Origin of the sequence: Flavobacterium psychrotolerans (assembly GCF_003097635.1) — a bacterium.
GTDB classification, from domain to species: domain Bacteria; phylum Bacteroidota; class Bacteroidia; order Flavobacteriales; family Flavobacteriaceae; genus Flavobacterium; species Flavobacterium psychrotolerans.
This window is the reverse complement of record NZ_QCZI01000002.1, coordinates 1-20,142: the sequence shown is the minus strand read 5'-3', so window position 1 is coordinate 20,142 and position 20,142 is coordinate 1. Positions and strand designations below refer to the sequence as shown.

13 protein-coding genes and 2 tRNA genes are annotated in these 20,142 nt (G+C 36.1%); 9 read left to right on the top strand and 6 right to left on the bottom strand.

Annotated features, from left to right (window positions below):
* Positions 1 to 14 precede the first annotated feature (14 nt).
* The 4 genes from DB895_RS01965 to serB all read left to right on the top strand — a co-directional run bounded on the left by DB895_RS01965 (position 15) and on the right by serB (position 4,866).
* Positions 15 to 1,340 (top strand): trigger factor, encoded by a 1,326-nt coding sequence (locus tag DB895_RS01965; RefSeq protein ID WP_116723676.1) that lies wholly within the window; start codon positions 15 to 17, stop codon positions 1,338 to 1,340.
* A 109-nt stretch (positions 1,341 to 1,449) separates the two neighbouring features.
* A complete protein-coding gene (gene clpP / locus DB895_RS01960; RefSeq protein WP_116723675.1) occupies positions 1,450 to 2,154 on the top strand; it encodes an ATP-dependent Clp endopeptidase proteolytic subunit ClpP in 705 nt (234 codons plus the stop codon).
* A 10-nt stretch (positions 2,155 to 2,164) separates the two neighbouring features.
* Positions 2,165 to 3,397 (top strand): ATP-dependent Clp protease ATP-binding subunit ClpX, encoded by a 1,233-nt coding sequence (gene clpX / locus DB895_RS01955; protein ID WP_116723674.1) that lies wholly within the window; start codon positions 2,165 to 2,167, stop codon positions 3,395 to 3,397.
* A 233-nt stretch (positions 3,398 to 3,630) separates the two neighbouring features.
* A complete protein-coding gene (serB, locus tag DB895_RS01950; protein ID WP_116723673.1) occupies positions 3,631 to 4,866 on the top strand; it encodes a phosphoserine phosphatase SerB in 1,236 nt (411 codons plus the stop codon).
* Positions 4,867 to 5,092: 226 nt separating this feature from the next.
* Here serB and DB895_RS01945 read toward each other — a convergent pair whose 3' ends face one another.
* Entirely contained in the window at positions 5,093 to 6,619 is a 1,527-nt protein-coding gene (locus tag DB895_RS01945; protein WP_116723672.1) for a GH3 auxin-responsive promoter family protein, read from the bottom strand.
* Positions 6,620 to 6,760: 141 nt separating this feature from the next.
* Here DB895_RS01945 and DB895_RS01940 point away from each other — a divergent pair, with 141 nt between their 5' ends.
* Entirely contained in the window at positions 6,761 to 7,555 is a 795-nt protein-coding gene (locus DB895_RS01940) for a DUF2797 domain-containing protein (protein ID WP_116723671.1), read from the top strand.
* 61 nt (positions 7,556 to 7,616) lie between these two features.
* Here the strand turns inward: DB895_RS01940 and DB895_RS01935 are convergent, their stop codons facing one another.
* Both DB895_RS01935 and sppA read right to left on the bottom strand, forming a co-directional pair.
* Positions 7,617 to 10,184 carry an AsmA-like C-terminal region-containing protein gene (locus tag DB895_RS01935; protein WP_116723670.1) on the bottom strand — a complete coding sequence of 856 codons (2,568 nt, stop codon included), beginning with the start codon at positions 10,182 to 10,184 and terminating at the stop codon, positions 7,617 to 7,619.
* Between the two features lie 309 nt (positions 10,185 to 10,493).
* Positions 10,494 to 12,257, bottom strand: a complete 1,764-nt coding sequence (gene sppA / locus DB895_RS01930; protein ID WP_116723669.1) for a signal peptide peptidase SppA — start codon at positions 12,255 to 12,257, stop codon at positions 10,494 to 10,496.
* A 110-nt stretch (positions 12,258 to 12,367) separates the two neighbouring features.
* Between sppA and folK the strand changes: the two genes are divergently transcribed.
* Positions 12,368 to 13,501, top strand: coding sequence for a 2-amino-4-hydroxy-6-hydroxymethyldihydropteridine diphosphokinase (gene folK, locus DB895_RS01925; protein WP_116723668.1), 1,134 nt, complete (start codon positions 12,368 to 12,370; stop codon positions 13,499 to 13,501).
* Between the two features lie 5 nt (positions 13,502 to 13,506).
* Here folK and DB895_RS01920 read toward each other — a convergent pair whose 3' ends face one another.
* From DB895_RS01920 to DB895_RS01910, 3 genes are all read right to left on the bottom strand, one after another.
* Positions 13,507 to 15,576 (bottom strand): T9SS type B sorting domain-containing protein, encoded by a 2,070-nt coding sequence (locus tag DB895_RS01920; protein ID WP_116723667.1) that lies wholly within the window; start codon positions 15,574 to 15,576, stop codon positions 13,507 to 13,509.
* Positions 15,577 to 15,597: 21 nt separating this feature from the next.
* Positions 15,598 to 16,149 carry an RNA methyltransferase gene (locus tag DB895_RS01915; RefSeq protein WP_116723666.1) on the bottom strand — a complete coding sequence of 184 codons (552 nt, stop codon included), beginning with the start codon at positions 16,147 to 16,149 and terminating at the stop codon, positions 15,598 to 15,600.
* 74 nt (positions 16,150 to 16,223) lie between these two features.
* Positions 16,224 to 16,733 (bottom strand): DUF1573 domain-containing protein, encoded by a 510-nt coding sequence (locus DB895_RS01910; protein WP_116723665.1) that lies wholly within the window; start codon positions 16,731 to 16,733, stop codon positions 16,224 to 16,226.
* A gap of 159 nt (positions 16,734 to 16,892) precedes the next feature.
* Between DB895_RS01910 and mutS the strand changes: the two genes are divergently transcribed.
* The 3 genes from mutS to DB895_RS01895 all read left to right on the top strand — a co-directional run bounded on the left by mutS (position 16,893) and on the right by DB895_RS01895 (position 19,882).
* Positions 16,893 to 19,499: a DNA mismatch repair protein MutS gene (mutS, locus tag DB895_RS01905; protein ID WP_166426921.1), complete on the top strand. Its 2,607-nt coding sequence runs from the start codon at positions 16,893 to 16,895 to the stop codon at positions 19,497 to 19,499.
* A 146-nt stretch (positions 19,500 to 19,645) separates the two neighbouring features.
* Positions 19,646 to 19,718: transfer RNA gene (locus tag DB895_RS01900), tRNA-Gly, on the top strand.
* Positions 19,719 to 19,796: 78 nt separating this feature from the next.
* Positions 19,797 to 19,882 (top strand) — tRNA-Leu (locus tag DB895_RS01895).
* Positions 19,883 to 20,142 lie beyond the last annotated feature (260 nt).

Genomic DNA, 20,142 nt, shown 5'->3' with positions numbered 1-20,142 from the left:
AATTAAAGAAGGAAATGGATATTAAAAGAGTAAAAATTGACGCAGTAACTGAGGTAATTGTAATGACAGTTACGAACATGGAATACAAAGGTCAAGTTCAAAAAAGAATAAACGAAAAAATGCCTTTAGCAACCGTTAAAGGATTTAGAAAAGGGGCGGTGCCTAAAGATCTTGTTGAAAAACAATACGGGAAAGCCATTAAAATTGAAGAAGTAAACAAAGTGGTTGATTTGGCACTTGGCCGTTACATTCAATCAGAGCGATTAAACCTTCTTGGGACTCCGCTTCCTAAAATCAACGAAAATTTTTCTTGGGACGATACCGATTTGGTTTTTGAATATGAAATCGGGTTAGCACCGGAATTTGAATTGAATTTAGAAGCCAGTAATGACATTGTAAAATATGTAATTTCTGCCGATGACAAAATGATTGAGGACCAAGTGGTACGCATCCAAAAACAATTTGGAAAACCAATTCCTCAAACTATAGTTGAAGAGAGCTTTGATATCTCTGGAACTTTCACCAATGAAGAAAAAGGAATAAATACAAAATCAACGGTGTCATTGTCTATTTTTAAAGATAAAAACACGGCCGATAAATTCATAGGCAAAAAAGTGGGTGATGTCGTTACCATAAACACAAAAGGGTTATTTGAAGACGATCACCAACTAATGGATGTTTTAAAAGTAAGTCATGATGAGGTTCACGGTTTAGATATCGATGTGGATTTTACGATTGAAACCATCAACGGAACAGAATTGGCTGAATTGAATCAAGAATTGTTCGACAGACTTTTTGGAGCAGGAAACGTAGCTTCATTGGACGAATTGAAAACAAAAATCAAGGAAGATGCCGAAAACCAGTTTGCACAACAAGCAGATCAAAAATTGATGGCTGACGTTACCGATTTTTTAATCGAAAACACGAAATTCGATTTACCTGCGGAATTTCTTAAGAAATGGTTGCAAACTGTCGGAGAAAAGAAACTTTCTCCAGCAGAAGCAGAAGCCGAATATGAGAGATCAGAAAAAGGATTGCGTTTTCAATTAATTGAAGGAAAAGCATTGGCACAAAGTAATATTCAAATCACTTTTGAGGATTTGAAATCGTTTACCACCAAATCTATCAGACAACAAATGGCGCAATTCGGACAAACAAATCCTACTGCTCAAGAAGTGGAAGGAATTGTAGCAAGAGTTTTGTCAAACCAAGAAGAAGTAAAAAGACTTTCGGATCAAGTGGTTGGGGAGAAAATGTTGCAACTCTTCAAAGAAAAAGCAAACGCTAAAACTAAAGAAGTTTCTTATCAAGAATTCATTGCCGCTTCTTACGGAGAATAAATTTAAAAAAAATGATTATATTTGAGCGTCAAATTATTTTGGCGCTTTTTTGTTTACAATTTCAGGTACCCTGAGCGCAGTTGAAGGGTTAACTTTTAAACTTTAATATATGAACTACGGTAAAGACCCGAGAGCTACGCTCGAACAGGCGAAGCAATTTAGAAAATTTGCTACCAAACATCATGGAGTAAATAATTTGTATTACGATAAAATTGTAAATGCAATGACACCAACAGGTATGACGCCTTACATCATAGAAGAGCGTCAATTGAACATTTCTCAACTGGATGTTTTTTCCCGTTTAATGATGGATCGAATTATTTTTCTGGGAACTGGAATTGATGATCAAATTGCAAACATTGTTCAAGCACAATTGTTGTTTCTTGAAAGCGCCGATGCTTCAAAAGATATTCAAATTTATCTTAATTCTCCAGGAGGAAGCGTTTATGCCGGATTAGGGATTTATGATACTATGCAATATATAAAACCGGATGTAGCAACAATTTGTACGGGAATGGCAGCCTCAATGGGCGCTGTTTTATTGTGTGCAGGGGCAGCGGGAAAACGTTCAGCTTTGCCACATTCTAGAGTGATGATTCACCAACCTTCAGGTGGAGCACAAGGTGTTGCCACTGATATGGAAATCAATCTTCGTGAAATGTTAAAATTGAAAGACGAATTGTACCAAATTATTTCCCATCATTCCGGACAAACTTTTGAAAGAGTTCACAAAGACAGCGAACGCGATTACTGGATGATTGCTGACGAAGCCAAGGAATATGGTATGATTGATGAGGTTTTAAGAAGAAGCTAAAATAAAATAAATGGCAAAAGCAGTATTAGAATGTTCATTTTGTGGGAGAAAAAAGCCAGAAACCAATCTGTTGATTGCTGGAATAAATGCGCACATTTGCGATAAATGTATCGAGCAAGCCCACGGAATTGTTGTTGAAGAATTAAAAACGCACGGGAATTCTAAATTAGCTTCGGATTTGATTTTGCAAAAACCAAAAGAAATCAGAGCCTTTTTAGATCAATATGTTATAGGTCAAGACCAAACCAAGAAAGTAATGGCAGTTGCCGTTTACAACCACTACAAACGTTTGATGCAACAGCAATTGAACGATGATGTTGATATTGAAAAAAGCAATATTATCATGGTAGGTCAAACAGGAACTGGGAAAACGTTAGTGGCTAAAACCATTGCCAGAATGCTGGATGTTCCTTTAGCTATTGTTGATGCGACTGTATTAACAGAAGCGGGTTACGTAGGGGAAGATGTAGAAAGCATATTGACCCGTTTACTTCAAGCTGCTGATTATGATGTGGCCAAAGCTGAAAGGGGAATTGTTTTTATTGATGAAATCGATAAAATTGCGCGTAAAAGCGATAACCCATCCATCACTCGTGATGTTTCTGGCGAAGGAGTACAACAGGCCTTATTGAAATTGCTGGAAGGAACCGTGGTGAATGTTCCTCCAAAAGGAGGAAGAAAACATCCAGATCAGAAATTTGTGGAAGTCAATACTAAAGATATTCTGTTTATTGCAGGTGGTGCTTTTGATGGGGTTGAGCGTATTATTTCTAAACGATTGAACCGTCAGGCCGTTGGTTACAGCACTTCAAAAAATGTGGATAACATAGATAAAGAAAATTTGTTGCAATATATTATCCCGAAAGACATTAAAGATTATGGATTAATTCCTGAAATCATAGGTCGTTTGCCTGTTTTAACCCACATGGATCCGTTGGATAGAGCAACATTAAGAGCCATTTTGACCGAGCCTAAAAATGCACTCATTAAACAATATCAAAAATTATTTGCTATGGACGATGTTGATTTTAACATCACCGATGAAGCATTGGATTTTATTGTGGAAAAAGCATTAGAATATAAATTGGGTGCCCGTGGATTACGTTCTTTATGCGAAGCAATCTTGACTGATGCGATGTATGAATTGCCAAGTTCCGACGATAAAATATTAGAAATCGACGTGGATTATGCTAAGGAAACGCTCAATAGAAACTTATTGAAACGATTGGAAATTGCTTCTTAAAGTTTGAAAAAAATACCTTTGTCAGAGTTTAAAACTTTAACAAAGGGTCATCCCCAAACCTGTTCATTTATTTGAGCAGGTTTTTTTTGCTAAAGATTATTTTAATCCAATTTTTCAGCTGATGAACTACGAAAATTCAAACAGCTGTTTTCTCTTTGTTAAAAAAAAGGAATATTCTTTTTTATAAGCAATAGATTGTCGATTTTTGCCCATCGTAAATTAATATAATAAAAATGGCAGTAGAAGATAAAGAGATTATTTTATTAAAAGTTTCTGGTCAGGATAAACCTGGGGTAACCGCTGGATTAACATCCATATTGGCGACCTATGATGCCATTATTTTAGATATTGGTCAGGCAGATATTCATGATACGCTATCTTTAGGAATTTTATTTGAAATACAAGCAGGATCTTCTTCTGCACCTGTTTTGAAAGATTTATTATTCAAAGCTTATGAATTGGGGATTAAGGTTAACTTTAGTCCCATTACTATTCCTGATTACGAAATTTGGGTAAAAGGACAACGCAAGCAACGCTATATCATCAATATTTTGGGAGAAACATTGACTGCCGTACAACTGGCAGCTGTGACCAAAATAATGTCAAATCAAAATTTGAATATCGATTCTATCATACGATTAACGGGTAGAACATCGGTAGTGGAGAAAGAAGAATATCCTCGTTCTTGCGTACAATTATCCGTAACTGGCGATATTGTTGATAAAACGTCAATGACCGCTAGTTTTATGGAAATTTCTGGAAAATTAGATGTTGACATCTCTTTTCAGGAAGATAATATGTATAGAAGAAACAGGCGTTTGGTGTGTTTTGATATGGATTCTACCTTAATTCAAACCGAAGTCATTGATGAATTAGCTGATTTAGCTGGTGTAGGGGAGCAAGTAAGAGCCATTACAGAATCGGCTATGAATGGCGAAATTGATTTTAGTGAAAGTTTCAAAAAACGTATGGCTTTGCTAGAAGGTTTGAGCGAAGATGTACTACACAATGTGGCTATAAATCTACCTATAACCAAAGGAGCACATCGCTTGATGAAAGCCTTAAAATATTACGGTTATAAAACGGCCATTTTATCTGGAGGATTTACCTATTTTGGAAATTATTTGCAAAAGGAATTGGGGATTGATTATGTTTACGCCAATCAACTGGAAATTAAAGATGGTAAATTGACGGGCAACTATTTAGGCGAAATTGTGGACGGTGCAAAGAAAGCCGAATATCTAAAAGCCATTGCAGAAAAAGAAGGCATACACATCAACCAAACCATTGCGGTGGGTGATGGTGCAAATGATTTACCTATGTTGAACCTGGCTGGTTTAGGAATCGCTTTTCACGCCAAGCCGAAAGTAAAAGAAAACGCAGCCACTTCCATCTCTAGCTTAGGGCTGGATGGCGTTTTATACCTATTAGGATATCACGACAGACATATTGATATGATGCAGGAGTAGTAAATACTGTAAATGAGAATGTTATTGTAACTAGAATTATCAAAAAATCAATATTGAGGCAGAGATTATGTCGAAATTCAGAAAGCAATTTTTTGGTTTTAAATCGGGTCTGCAAATAATCTTTCACAGAATTCTAAATGCTAATGAAATAGAAGTTCCTGAAATTTTACATTTAAGAATGGATTTGAAAAGAGAATTCAAGAATAAAACTCTTATTTAAATGCGACTATTGATGCACAATTGCCTGCATGTTTTTCAATTGTTCCAAATAATCTCTTTGGTTTGACAATCTCGGAATTTTATGTTGTCCACCTAATTTGTCTCTGTCTTTTAGCCAATCATAAAATAAGTTGGGTCTCGCGATATTTAAGACTAAGGGATTTAAAGTCATATTATTGTATCGTTTGGCCTCGTAATCGGAGTTCAAGGATTGTAAGTTTTCGTCAAGAATTTTTTGGAATTCAGTAAGGTTTTTTGGGTTTTTCTTGAATTCAATCATCCATTCATGTGCGCCTTTTTCTCTGTCTTTCATGAAAATTGGAGCAACGGTATAATCAACCATTTCGGTTTGCGTTATTTGACACGTTTTTGCGATGGCTCTATCTGTATTTTCTACCATCAACTCTTCGCCAAAAACATTGATGTGATGTTTTGTTCTCCCGGTTACCCGAATCCTGTAGGGATTTAATGAGGTGAAACGTACCGTGTCTCCTACTAAATAACGCCATAAACCACCGTTCGTGCTAATGACAATAGCGTAATTTTTGCCTAATACCACATCGGATAACCGGATGGCTTTTTGGTTTGGAGTGCCAAAAATATCCATCGGAATGAATTCGTAGAAAATACCGTAATCCAACATTAGCAAGAGATCGCTGGAATTATTCAAATCCTGAATGGCAAAAAAACCTTCCGAAGCATTGTATATTTCATAGTATTTAAACCCATTTCCAGGTAGAATTTTTTTGTATTGTTCTCTGTAAGGATCAAAACTGACTCCTCCGTGAAAATATACTTCCAGATTGGGCCATATTTCAAAGAGGTTTCCCCTTCCAGTTTCTTCGAGGACTTTATTCATCAGAACTAACATCCAAGACGGAACACCTGCAAAACTGGTTACATTTTCCATTTTAGTTTCATGAATTATGGCAGCAATTTTGGTTTCCCATTCGCTCATCAACGACACTTTGTTGCTAGGTGTGCTGCTAAATTCAGCCCAAATTGGCATGTTTTCAATCAAAATGGCCGATAAATCGCCAAAAAAGGTATTGTTATTTTCGTAAATTTGAGAACTGCCGCCTAAACGCAAACTCTTGCCAAGAAACAATTCGGAATCTTCATTGTTGTTCAAATACATACACAACAAATCCTTGCTCCCTTTGTAATGACAATCTTCCAATGCTTCATTGCTCACGGGAATAAATTTACTTTTTGCATTGGTGGTCCCGCTCGATTTGGCAAACCATTTTATAGGCGTATTCCATAAAATGTTTTGCTCACCTTTGCGTGTTTGCTCTATTAAAGGCTCTAAATCTTCGTAATTCGAAATAGGAACCCGTTCTGTGAAAGTTTGATAGGATTTAATGGAGGTGTAATCGTAATTCTGGCCTATTACCGTTTCTTCTGCAGCCCTAATGAGGTTCATCAGCAATTCTTCCTGCACTTCATTGGGATATTTTAAAAACAGCTCAATTTGATGGATGCGTTGCTTTAAAACCCATGATGCAATAGAATTGATTATTGGTAGCGGCATTTTAGATTTTGGATTTGATTATCAATTAACAAATGTTAACTTTACAACTTTATCAAAAATAGTAAAAAATAATACAGGAATCCTAAAATAATTCAATTTCAATTCACTGTTTTGTAGAAATCAGTAAATATTATCCTTACAATGACATATCAAGGTGTACTCACAAAAATGCAGACCGAATTTGGAAATCCAATTCAATATTATATAGTTTTCGAGAATAGTTTCTTGAATGTGAATCAAATACTGAACAAAGAAATCACAATTAATTTTGAAGGATACCAATGTTTGAATTGTGGCAAAAAGAAAAAGATTTTCCGTCAGGGATGCTGTTACGATTGTTTTTATTCCAGTCCGGCTGTAGGAGATTGGATTATGAAACCGGAATTGAGCACCGCACATTTGGGGATAGCCGATCGAGATTTGGACTACGAATCGAAAGTACAATTGCAACCCCATATCGTTTATTTGGCGCTGTCCAGTGAGGTAAAAGTGGGTGTTACCAGAAAAACGCAGGTACCAACGCGTTGGATTGACCAAGGTGCTGAAAAAGCACTATCTGTTGTTGAAGTTCCAAATAGGTATTTGGCGGGAATTACCGAAGTCGCATTGAAAAATCATTTTGCGGATAAGACCAATTGGCGAAAAATGCTCACCAACGATATCTCAACAATCGATTTGATTGAAGAAAAATCAAAACTGCAAAACTGGCTTCCTCCAGATGTGCAGGAATTTTTCTATTTGGATAAAAACGATTTGTATGAAATGCATTATCCGGTGTTGGAATATCCGAAAAAAATTAATAGTTTGAGTTTGGATAAAACACCCAGTTTCAAAGGAAGATTAATGGGGATTAAAGGCCAGTACCTCATTTTTAATGACGGAACTGTTTTTAACGTTAGAAGTTCGGAAGGGTATGTGGTAAGTTTGAGTTTGTAACAAACAAAAACCCTTTCAGAACTAAAATCCTGAAAGGGTTTGATTTATTGAATTCGTTTCTTTACTCTTTTTTCTTTCCAAAAAATCCTTTTAACAAGTCATTGGCCTTAGCTTTCACATCTTGCTTAATGTCTGTTTTGGTGGTGTCATTTTTTGGTTTGGTAGCATTTGAAATAATGCTACTCAGCGTTTCTTTTCCTTTAGTGATTGCCTTTTCTTTTTGTTGTTTAACCAATTGATTGGTCAAATTCGTTACGGCACTTTTTATGTCAGTGGTCACTTTCGGGTTTTTAAAATTACCGGAAAGTATTGCATTCACAGGAATGTTTTCTAATTTTTTAGCATCCGCAGGCGTTAATTTGGCAATAAGGTTATTCGCTTCTGTTCCTAAATATTTCGCAGGGACATCAAACTTGATGTTGTAATTCATGTTTTGGTCAAACCCATGCTGCCCACCAACATTTACTTTAATATCTTGGTATTTAATATCAAAAGGTTTTACGTTTACCTTACCATCCTTAAAAGTTAAAGCGGCTTTTAAGTCATTCAAATTCAGTTTTTTTAAATCTAAAAACTTCACAGTTTCGCCAAGTTTATTCAACAATGGTGAATTACTGGAATTTATGGTTGTCGAAAGCAACTGCCCTAATAAATCTCCAGAAATCGAGCTCAAATCTGGTGTCATTTCCATGGCATCTAAGTTCCCTGATAACTTAATATTTGAGTTCAGTTTTCCGTTAATCACTCCGGCAATCGGGGCAATTTTTTTCATCATTTCCAACTGTGTAAATGTTTGTTGTATATCAACGGCACTCAAGCCTAGATTCATATTGAAAATTGGAGTTTTTCCTTTAGTGGAAACGTCTCCGCTCGCTGCAATTTGACCTCCAAATACCGATGATTTTACGTTTTGTAAAGTTACTTTTTGGTCATTGATAATGATTTTTCCGGAAACGTCTTTCAAAATCAAATTATCATACAAAACGGTATTGGCTTTTGCTGTCAAAGAACAGTTGAGAAAAGCCGGAATTTTTACCGCTTCCTTTGGTTTTTCATTGGATTTAGGGGCTTCTGGCGACATGAAATCAGCAACCGCAAACTGGTTGGATTGCATATTAAAATTTCCTTTCAATTCCTGTTTTTTAAACATAAAACCATAGAAGTTTTCCAAAACCCCGTTCACTTTCATGTCTGTCTTTCCTGTGGTCAAATCCAATTGTTGCAAATTGATACGCGTATTGGTAAACTGAACCACTGCCTTGTTTATGTTCATTGCCTTATTGGTTTCATCCACATATTTGAATCCAGTCAAGGTCATGTTTCCAGAATTCTGCATTTTTTCGTATTGGCTGGTTTCCACCGATTTCATGTCAAACTTCGTTACCACATCAGCGTTTAAAATTCCAGAAAGTGGCACTTTTAATTTTATCGGATAGGCTTTAGAAACATTACTTAAATTGACCGTTCCTTTGAATTGGGCATCTACCAATGGATTCACGGTGATGTTTCTAATGTTTGCTTTGGCATTAAATACATCCTGATCAATTTTGAAAGACAATTTATCTAAGTTAACATATGTATCGTTTAATAAACCAGTTTCGTTAATGATTTTGGTGTCTATCACGATGCTTTGAACTGATTTTGGCAAGCTAGGATATTGAAACGAGGCGTTGTTTGAGGCAATTGCAATATTGAATTTAGGTACAGTTGTGTCAGAATACAATCCTTTAGCAAAACCGGCAACGCTAAAATCTCCTGTAGTCTTTATATCTTTTAGGTTTCCGGCATAAGCAGATGGGATTAATCCCAAAAAGTTTTGAAAACTGGATGTTGGCGTTTTGAATTTCAAATCATATTCTTGGCCCTTTTCTACCATTTGAATGAACCCGTCAAATTCCAAAGGCAATTGATTGATTAATGCTTTGTTTTCCTTAAAGGTGTATTTGCTTTTGTCTAAATCAATCCCTAAGACGGCGTCTAAAGTCAAGGGCACTTTATTCATATAATTGACTTTGTCCATAAATAAAGAGACTGTTGCAGTAGATTTTGTGACCAAATCCAGTTTTGAAGCGGCAAAATCTCCAGTTCCGGAATGATTCAAACTGTCAATAATCATTTTGATTTTTGAACTTTCGTCGAAATATTTGAATCTCAAATTCTCTACTTTGTATTCTTTAATTTTTAAGGATAACGGACTGCTTTCGCTCCCTTTCTCATTTTTATCTTTCAGGGCGATGTCAAAATTCCCAATTCCGTCTTTATTAAAAAGAATATTGATAAGGCCATTTTCCGTTGAAATTGCTTCAATATCCATTGTTTCTTCCTTGCCTTTGAATAATTCTTTGATGGACATTTTTAGGTTTAATTCGCCTAAAGAGACTAAAGTGTCTCCTTCAAAAGGAGCCTTGTTTATGATGAGCAATTTGGCAATAGACACGTTAGCTTGAGGAAAGCTTTTAAATAAACTCAAATCGGCATCGGCGAAGGACACTTTGGCATCTACTTTTTCATTGATGGCTTCAGCAATTTTAGCCTTGATTTGATCCTTAAAAAAATAAGGAATGGCAAATAGGGAAATTGCCAACAAAAGAATGATAATCCCGGTAATTTTGAATATTTTCTTCGTCATAATAAATGGATTTAGTTCGATATATTTAATGCAAAAACAAGACCTTACACTTTTACAAAAATAGGTTTTATCAAGGAGTTGTCTTGTAATATTTTCTTAAAATTAGGAACTTTTATTTAGTTTGGTAGTCCTATCAAGGCTTTTCGGTAACTCTACAGAGAGTTTTTTGTATTGATAATGGATTGCGGTATTATGTCCGAAGGCTTCGGGCGACAACCCGAGAGCAGCATTTGGCTTGTAATCATCACTTTTGAAATAAAAAAATCCGTTCGAGGTTGCTCAAACGGATTGTAAATTTTATAAAATAAATTATTGAATGTGTATTTGAAAAGGCATTGCGGCCTGAACGCCTTTTTTGGCTTGTGCTTTTCTGATTTGCTCAATCACTCGATAATTTTCTTCTCCTACTTCTTCTTTGATGAAATTTTCTTTGGTTTTCATGAAGGGAATACCAAGTTTACCTAGCAAGTCTTCAAAGTTTTTATTGTATTCAGGAAAGTTTTGTGTTTTGTAATTTTTGATTTTTACCAAATCGGCAGCATATTTTAGGGCATCGTCCAGACCTCCAATTTTGTCCACCAAGCCTATTTTTAACGCATCCGAACCAGACCAAACACGGCCTTGAGCAATGTTATCTACTTGAGAAAAGGTCATTTTTCGGCCTTCAGCCACGTGTTTAACAAAGGTGTTGTATATTCTTTCCACACCTTCTTGCGTAAAAGCTCGGTATTTTTCGTCTAGCGGTTTAAAAACACTATAGTCGGCAGCATTGTCATTGGTGCTTACTTGTTCTGAGTTTATGCCAACTTTAGAAGTCAATTGTGTGAAATTTGGTAAAAGTCCAAAAACACCAATTGAACCGGTAATCGTGTTTTCTTCTGCAAAAATTTTGTTTGCGTTACAAGCAATATAATAGCCACCAGAAGCCGCCAGATTTCCCATAGACACGATGATAGGTTTCACTTTTTTGGTTAACTCTATTTCCCTCCAAATCAAATCGGAAGTCAAGGCATTCCCGCCAGGAGAATCGATTCGCAACACAATTGCCTTTATGTTTTCTTCTTTTCGTGCTTCTTGTAAGGCGCGTCTCATAGATCCTTCACCCACTTCGTTGACGTCGCCTTCGCCACTGCCTATTTCGCCTTGAGCATAAATAATGGCAATTTTATCTTTGGTCGAATAACTTTTAGAGGTTGTGGCCACATTATTTGCGTATTCTAAAATAGAAATGGTATTGTAATCTTTGTCCATGTCTACTTTTAATGCTTTTCGGATGTCATCATGATAGACGTCTTCGTAGGCTACTTTGTCTATTAATCTTGCCGCTTTTGCCATTTCGGGGGTTCTGGCTAAAAGTCCGTTTGCGATGTCATTTAATTTTGCTGTTGGAATCGATCTACTTTTAGAAATATCTGTTAATGTTGACTTCCAGAGTGAATTCAGCAGCGATGAAATTTGTTCTCTGTTTGCATCGCTCATTTTATTTTCAAGGAAAGGCTCTACGGCACTTTTATATTTCCCATGGCGGATGACTTCCATTTTTATGCCATATTTATCCTGAAAATCCTTGAAGAACAGGATTTCTGAAGACAATCCCTTAAATTCCATATCTCCAATGGGATTCAAATAAATAGTATTGGCTACGGAGTTCAAATAATACTCTTTTTGCGTGTACGTGTTAGCATAGGCCATTACAAATTTTCCTGATTTTTTAAAATCATCTAACGCTTTTCGTACGGCTTTGATTTGTGCCATGCCTAAGGAGGCATTGTCATTCAATATAGAAATTCCCTTAATGTTGTCATCCGTTTTTGCCGCATCAATGGCATTAATTACATCGGATAGTCCATCATGGCTGATTTCGAAATAATCAAAATCCTCAAAGTGGAATTTTCCGGCATAATCTGTTTTTACCTTCGATAAATCGAGTTCTATTACGGAATTGTTCTTTACTTCCTTTGTTTCAGAACTTCCTCCAAAAATGGCTGCAACAAAGATTACCCCAAAGAATAGAACCATAAAAAACAGGAACAATCCCACGACAGTTGACAATACGTTTCCTAAAAATTTCATATAAATATTGTTTTTCTAAATAAGGTTCAAATTCAGTGCGAAATAAATTTATTAACACTGCCTGCAAATATACTTTATTCTGAAATTCTTTTAGTTAATTTGTGCTTAATATGGACAATCAAAATCAAGTCATTTTAGCTTTAGGAAGTAATCAGGGGAATCGATTGGAAAATATCCAATCTGCTGTCGAATCCATTCATAATGAAGTGGGTACTGTGGTAAAAGTTTCTAGGCTTTATGAAACTCCCGCTTGGGGTTTTGAAAGCGAACCGTTCTACAATTGTGCTTTGGTAATGAACACGTCACTTTCTGCACAAGAAATTTTAGCTAAAATTTTAGATTTAGAAAAGAAATTGGGCAGAATCCGTTCCAAAAACGAGGGTTATCAACCAAGAACAATAGATATTGATTTGATTGCTTTTAATGAGGAGGTAATTGAGACTGAAAATCTCCAAGTGCCCCATCCTTTAATGCAGGAACGCCTGTTTGTTTTGTTGCCCATGAGGGATTTGAATTTAGATTGGAGACATCCCATTTTTAAAAAATATTTACCTGAATTACTGAAAGCTTCACGGGACAAAAGCAATTGTAAAGTAATTCAGAGTTTGGGATTTCCCTTGCAAAAAATTCCTTTGCAAAAATTCAATTATATCGCTATTGAAGGAAATATTGGTGCCGGGAAAACTACCTTAGTGGGTAAAATTGCTGAGGATTTTAATGCTAAAACGGTTTTGGAACGTTTTGCAGACAATCCTTTTTTGCCAAAATTTTATGAAGACCCCAATCGATATGCTTTTTCATTGGAAATGTCTTTTTTGGCAGATCGATTCCAACAAATATCCGATGATTTGGCCCAGTTTGACTTGTTTAAAGATTTTATCTTAGCGGATTACCATATTTTTAAATCGTTGATTTTTGCGAAAGTGACGCTTTCAGAAGACGAATATCGTTTGTACAGAAAGCTTTTTGAGATTATCTACAAGGAAATGCCAAAGCCAGATTTGTATATCTATTTGTATCAAAATACGGATCGATTGTTGGAAAACATCAAACAAAGAGGCAGAAGCTACGAACAGGAAATTCCTGCGGAATATTTGGAGAAAATTAATAGGGGTTATTTAGATTACATCAAATCCCAGAATGATTTGAATATATTAATCATAGATGTATCAAATAGGGACTTCGTTAAAAATCAAGAGGATTATGCTTTTATACTTGAAGAAATTAGAAAAAAACTAAATTGATTGGTTTATCTTTTTAAGGAAAAATGCCCTCGTTTTTCGGGAATCGAATCGTCTATTCTTGCAACATACCAATAATCGTCGGCAGGTAATGGTTTTTCGTTTAAGGTGCCATTCCAATACCGATTTGAAGCATTTAATTGAATAATAAATTTTCCATACCGGTCGAAAATTTTTATTTCCGCAGTTTTGAAATTTTCCATTCCTTTTCCATTCCAAAAATCATTAAATCCATCATTGTTTGGGGTGAAAAAAGGAGGCATGAAAATCACAACAAATTTTTTGGTGTCCCCACCACAGTTGTTTTTTTCTCTTACATGAGCAGTATAAAGTCCGGCTGTTTCGATGTTGAAAGTAGTTGAATCTTGATAGTTAATACCGTTAATTGAATATTCGAAATTACCGATTCCATTTGCTAAAATAGTAACATTAGATTCATTTACCAGAACTTCCATTATTGAAGGTTTTGTATTTTTAATAATGGTAAAGGTTTTTGTTTTGGAGCAGTTTTCCGGAGCAGGAGAGGTAACGGTAACGGAGTAATCGTTTAACTCATTTGTGAGTATCGTTTGAGTTATTTCGCCAGTAGACCAAAGGTATTTCATATGTTCAATACCTGCATTTAAGGATACAGATTCCCCTTCACAAATTGTTAGCTCTTCATCTGAAATATCCGGAAGTGCGTAAAGAGTTACATTTACGGGAATTCGGATGTTATTACTACAGCCTCTGTCTACAGCTTCGGCATAATAGGTGATGCTTTTTGTAATATTTTGGATTATTAGATTTGTTCCTGTTGCTTCAATGTTTGTACTGGTCAAACTCGTATACCAATTTACATTTCCGGCACTAGAAATTGCCTCAAGCGCTACGTCGTTGTTGCCACAAATGGATATGGGGTTATTGGTCGAATTGATGTTTGGTAAGGGGATTACTTCCACTACAAATAATTTTCTTACTGGACATCCATAATCATAATAAAAAGTGGTGTTTTGGGTTAGGATAGGAGTTGTAAAAGTATTAGTTGTGGCAATTGGAGAACCTCCGGTTGGAACGGTAAACCAATTTAATGTGGCATCGGGAAAGTCAATTGATATTGTTAGCGTTTTTTGGCTACATTGTAATTCACCTACTGAGGCTGAAATGCTGGAAATGGTGATTGATGTGCTGGCTGAGATTTGAAGAACTGGGTCATCTGGCATTCCTCCATACTCTACAATATATCCTTTGGGTTGGTAATCACCGCTTGCGCCGCCAGCATTTGAAAGGTCGTTCCATGAGCCTAAAACACCTACTCCGGGTGATGTGACATGTGCGTAATTTTCATCACCCAGATTGTTAGGTTCTTGGATATTCCAAAAAGCAAAATTTGGAGTGCTGCCATTGACTGCCCCATTCCAAAAAACAGTTCCGCTTTCTGGACCAGTAGCCCATTTCCAAACCCCTTCTGTTTCTTCATCAGTACCCCCAATCCAGCCAGTTCCCGAAGCTTGTTTGCCTACAAATGAAGCTTCGTCTAAATTAGTTATGGTGGCTAAATAACCTTGAAATTCATAATAGGTACTGTTTTCTGCCGCTGTTTTAGCATCAGTCCAAGTGATGCCAAGACTCGGTATGAATTGGTAGTAATGTTCTGTCGAAGGGAGATAATTGGCTTGTCCTATACTTATGGAAAAATCCCTGTTTCCGGATGTGGGGGATACGGCTGAATTATGAAATTCAACATCTTTTATAGCAGCAATAAAATCGATATACGGGATTTGTGAACCGGTTGAACTATAAAGTTTTAATTTTGCGGAGGTAATGTCCCAACTGGTAATAATTGTTGGATGTGAACCAATAAGGGTTAATTGATCTTGTCCATTTATGTAGCCTGAAGAAATCTGAATATAAATAGCATCAGTGGTAGTGTCATCTGGATCAATTATTGTAACGCCGGTCACGATTTTCATGTGAGATTGTGGGCAATAGATTTGATTGCCGGTAGCTGTAATTATGGGTGCTGTATTTGCATGAGTCATTTTTGTTAAGAAAAGCAACAGAATCAAAATTGTTTTAAATACGGTAGATTTTTCCATGCTTTGTAAATATTGACAATATCAAACAACAAATATTTCGTTTGAACGGTTTAGTTTTTGAAATAAATCCCAAACCACAATCCCTGCACTAACAGAAATGTTCAACGAATGTTTGGTGCCCAATTGCGGAATTTCAATGCAACCATCACATATTTCTATCGCTTTTTGAGCGACGCCAAATACTTCGTTTCCGAAAACTAAAGCATATTTTTTTGTTTTATTCGTTTCAAATTGATCCAGAAAAATGGCGCTTTCTACTTGTTCTACGGCTAAAACCGTCACGTTGTCTTTCTTTAGGTTTTTAATAACAGCTAAAACATCGGTTTGGTATTCCCAATTGACTGTTTCTGTTGCACCCAAGGCCGTTTTGTGAATTTCCTTGTTTGGTGGAGTTGCAGTTATGCCACATAAATATATTTTTTCAATCAAGAAAGCATCGGCCGTTCTAAAGACGGATCCAATGTTATTTAAACTTCTGATGTCGTCTAATACAATTATGATTGGTGTTTTATTAGCAACCTTGAAATCTTCAATAGATTTCCTGTTCAATTCACTATTTTCGAGCTTTCGCATGGTATTTGGTACTATTTTATAAAAAAGGCTTCCTAAATTTAGGAAGCCTTTACAGGTGTTCTAATAATAGAAACTTAGCTTTTTGTTGTTGAAGCTGGTGCAGCTGGTGTTGGATCTGCCAAAACGGTTCCTTTTATAGTAAGAACTTTTGTTGGTTGTCCATCAGCGTTTGATGTAACTGTTACTGTTTTAGTAAAAGCACCAACTCTATCTGTTGCATAACGAACTCCAATTTTACCTTTTGCTCCTGGAGCAATTGGCTCTTTTGGTGTAGTTGGAACGGTACAACCACAAGATCCTTGCGTATTTGTAATAATTAATGGTTTTGTACCATTGTTTGTGAAAACAAATTCGCGATTTGGCTCTGCATTATGTGCAATTGTTCCGTAGTCGATGGTTTCTGTGTCAAAAACCATTCCAGCACCTTCTACTTTAGGGGCAATAGATTTTGCGTCAGTTCCTTTTGTTACTTCAGCAGTTGCTATTTTGGTTGTTTTAGCTTTTTTAGCTTTTTTTGTTTGTTGGGCATAAGAAGTCGTAGCTCCTAAAACCGTTAACATTGCTAACAAAAATAATTTTTTCATCGGTATTCTTTTTAAATTGAAGGACAAATCTATACAAAATTTTCAAATCAAATTATAAATTTTTCTTAAAAGTTAAAAAGTTTTCTGTAACAAGATTTATTCCTTTTAAATTTTTAAATTCGCTGAAGTATTTTTTACCACAATTTAAATCAGCAAATCTTGGCAGCCAAAGAAAAAGAAGTTAGGGAAACTCCATTAATGAAACAGTATAATGAAATTAAAAGGAAATATCCTGATGCTTGTTTGTTATTTAGAGTGGGTGATTTCTATGAAACCTTCGGAGAAGACGCCATTCGTGCCTCTAAAATATTAGGAATTGTTCTTACAAAACGTGGTGCGGGATCGGAAACAGAAACGGCATTAGCGGGTTTTCCACACCATTCTTTGAATACCTATTTGCCTAAATTAGTGAAAGCGGGTCTTCGAGTGGCAATATGTGATCAACTGGAAGATCCGAAAATGACTAAAACCATTGTGAAACGCGGTGTTACAGAACTTGTTACTCCAGGAGTTTCCATGAATGATGAGGTTTTACAATCCAAATCCAACAATTTTCTGGCTTCCATTTATTTTGGAAAAAAAATCATTGGGATTTCGTTTCTGGATGTTTCAACGGGTGAATTTCTTACTGCACAAGGTAATGAGGAATATATTGACAAACTTTTGCAAAATTTCAGCCCAAGCGAAGTTTTAATTCCAAAACAAAACAAAGGCGATTTTAAGGCTGCTTTTGGAGAGGATTTTCATAATTTTTATCTCGAAGATTGGGTTTTTAAGGAAGATTATGCCCTAGAAACCTTAATGAATCATTTTCAGACCAATTCTCTAAAGGGTTTTGGAATTGAAGAACTTTCTGAAGGTATTATTGCTTCGGGAGCCATTCTATATTATTTATCTGAAACACAGCATAATAAAAGACAGCACATCACTTCCATCCAACGTATTGCCGAAGACGCTTATGTTTGGATGGATCGATTTACGATTCGCAATCTGGAATTGTATCATAGCTATAATCCAAATGCGGTTACTTTGCTGGATGTGATTGACCGGACGCTTTCGCCAATGGGTTCACGCTTGCTCAAACGATGGATGGCTTTGCCTTTGAAGGATATTCATAAAATTAGAAATCGACATGAAGTGGTTTCTTATTTCAAGGAAAATGGAGCCGTACTGAAAAGCATCCAAAATCAAATTAAGCAAATTTCAGATTTGGAACGTTTAATTTCTAAAATTGCCACTGGTAAAGTTTCTCCGCGGGAAGTGGTTTATCTTAAGGAATCGCTTGATGCCATCATTCCAATAAAAACACTGGCTTTACAAAGCAAACAAGAAGCAGTTAAGATAATTGGAGATAGTTTACACAGTTGCGATTTGTTGCGGGAAAAAATAAAAACAACTTTAAATCAAGAAGCACCGGTTGCTATTGCCAAAGGGAATGCAATTGCCAAAGGAATTAATGCAGAACTCGATGATTTGCGTGCTATTTCTACTTCTGGAAAAGAATATTTGGAAGGAATTGAAAAAAGAGAGTCGCAAATTACGGGGATTTCTTCGTTGAAAATTTCATTTAACAATGTTTTTGGGTATTATATTGAAGTTAGAAATTTACATAAAGATAAAGTTCCCCAAGAATGGATTCGAAAGCAAACTCTTGTTAATGCCGAAAGGTATATTACCGAAGAGCTTAAAGAATACGAAACTAAAATACTGGGTGCCGAGGAGAAAATCCAGCAATTAGAGAGTCAGCTTTTTGAACAATTGGTGAGTTGGATTGCCACTTATATCAAGCCTGTTCAGTTGAATGCCAATCTTATTGCCCAACTGGATTGCTTGGCTTCCTTTACACAACTGGCCATCGAGAACAAATATGTTTGCCCGGAATTGGATGAAAGTTTTGAACTGGAAATAAAAAACGGTCGCCATCCTGTTATCGAAAAACAATTGCCGGTAGGGATGCCTTATATAGCTAATGATGTTTTTTTGGATAGGGAAACACAACAGCTTATCATGATCACGGGGCCCAATATGTCTGGAAAATCGGCTATTTTGAGGCAGACGGCTTTGATTGTTCTTTTGGCTCAAATGGGAAGTTTTGTGCCTGCCGATAGTTTGCGTATGGGAATCATCGATAAAATCTTTACCAGAGTTGGCGCAAGCGACAATATTTCGATGGGAGAATCTACTTTTATGGTCGAGATGAATGAAACGGCTTCAATTTTGAACAACATTTCTGACAGAAGTTTGGTCTTGTTGGACGAGATTGGTCGCGGAACAAGTACCTATGACGGAATTTCTATTGCTTGGGCGATCGCGGAGTATTTGCACGAGCATCCGTCACAACCTAAAACGTTGTTTGCCACGCATTATCATGAATTGAACGAAATGAGCGAATTGTTGCCACGAATCCAGAATTACAATGTATCGGTGAAAGAACTGAAAGACACCGTCCTTTTTATCCGTAAATTAGTAAAAGGAGGTAGTGCCCATAGTTTTGGAATTCATGTGGCTAAAATGGCCGGAATGCCACAAACAGTGATATTAAAAGCGCAAAAATTATTAAAAAAGTTAGAGAAAGACCATTCGAGCGAGGCGTTGAACGGAATAAAATCGGATAAAGAGGACATGCAAATGAGTTTCTTTAATTTGGACGACCCTTTATTGGAAGAAATCAAAGAGGAGATTTTAAATCTGGACATTAATACACTCACTCCAATTGAAGCCATGATGAAACTGAACGAAATTAAAAGAATGTTGATCAAAAAGTGATTGATTTTATAGTAAAGAATAGGCAATCAGAGCATTAAGTAAAGGCGCTTATTTTTTTACAAAAAACACTTGTAGAATTGAATAAAAGTATTAAATTTGCCCTCGCTATATCAGAATAGGTATTGCGTTTTTTACAAAATTGAAATGCGAAAATAGCTCAGTTGGTAGAGCGCGACCTTGCCAAGGTCGAGGTCGCGGGTTCGAGCCCCGTTTTTCGCTCAAAACCATACTGCTCGGATGGTGTTATATTTAATTAATTTTTTCTAAAAATTAGATATAACAACCAAAAAGCAAAATGCTCGGATGGTGAAATTGGTAGACACGCTGGACTTAAAATCCAGTGAACAGCAATGTTCGTGCGGGTTCAAGTCCCGCTCTGAGTACAAGAAAAAACCGTAATACGCTTTTAATTAAGTAATTACGGTTTTTCTTTTTTAAAGTTGCCAAACATTGCCCAACCATTTTTAAAACTACTTAAAAATTATCTAGTGGTTTCTTGTTTGGCGTATTCTCGTTTTCCTTGTTCATTTTCGTTTTTTAAGTTAATTGTGTTTTAATAGATGGAATCACTAGTGTCCACTAAAGATTAAAAAAAGTTCTTTGAAATTATTGTAAATCTGTATTTTAAGTCTCATTTTAGAGC

Bases quoted from the DNA above. Each gene is read 5' to 3' on its own strand.
- DB895_RS01935 (WP_116723670.1), bottom strand. From the start codon at position 10,184: ATGACGAAGAAAATATTCAAAATTACCGGGATTATCATTCTTTTGTTG.
- DB895_RS01945 (WP_116723672.1), bottom strand. From the start codon at position 6,619: ATGCCGCTACCAATAATCAATTCTATTGCATCATGGGTTTTAAAGCAA.
- clpX (WP_116723674.1), top strand. From the start codon at position 2,165: ATGGCAAAAGCAGTATTAGAATGTTCATTTTGTGGGAGAAAAAAGCCA.
- clpP (WP_116723675.1), top strand. From the start codon at position 1,450: ATGAACTACGGTAAAGACCCGAGAGCTACGCTCGAACAGGCGAAGCAA.
- DB895_RS01965 (WP_116723676.1), top strand. From the start codon at position 15: ATGGATATTAAAAGAGTAAAAATTGACGCAGTAACTGAGGTAATTGTA.
- DB895_RS01915 (WP_116723666.1), bottom strand. From the start codon at position 16,149: ATGCGAAAGCTCGAAAATAGTGAATTGAACAGGAAATCTATTGAAGAT.
- DB895_RS01940 (WP_116723671.1), top strand. From the start codon at position 6,761: ATGACATATCAAGGTGTACTCACAAAAATGCAGACCGAATTTGGAAAT.
- sppA (WP_116723669.1), bottom strand. From the start codon at position 12,257: ATGAAATTTTTAGGAAACGTATTGTCAACTGTCGTGGGATTGTTCCTG.
- serB (WP_116723673.1), top strand. From the start codon at position 3,631: ATGGCAGTAGAAGATAAAGAGATTATTTTATTAAAAGTTTCTGGTCAG.
- folK (WP_116723668.1), top strand. From the start codon at position 12,368: ATGGACAATCAAAATCAAGTCATTTTAGCTTTAGGAAGTAATCAGGGG.
- DB895_RS01910 (WP_116723665.1), bottom strand. From the start codon at position 16,733: ATGAAAAAATTATTTTTGTTAGCAATGTTAACGGTTTTAGGAGCTACG.
- DB895_RS01920 (WP_116723667.1), bottom strand. From the start codon at position 15,576: ATGGAAAAATCTACCGTATTTAAAACAATTTTGATTCTGTTGCTTTTC.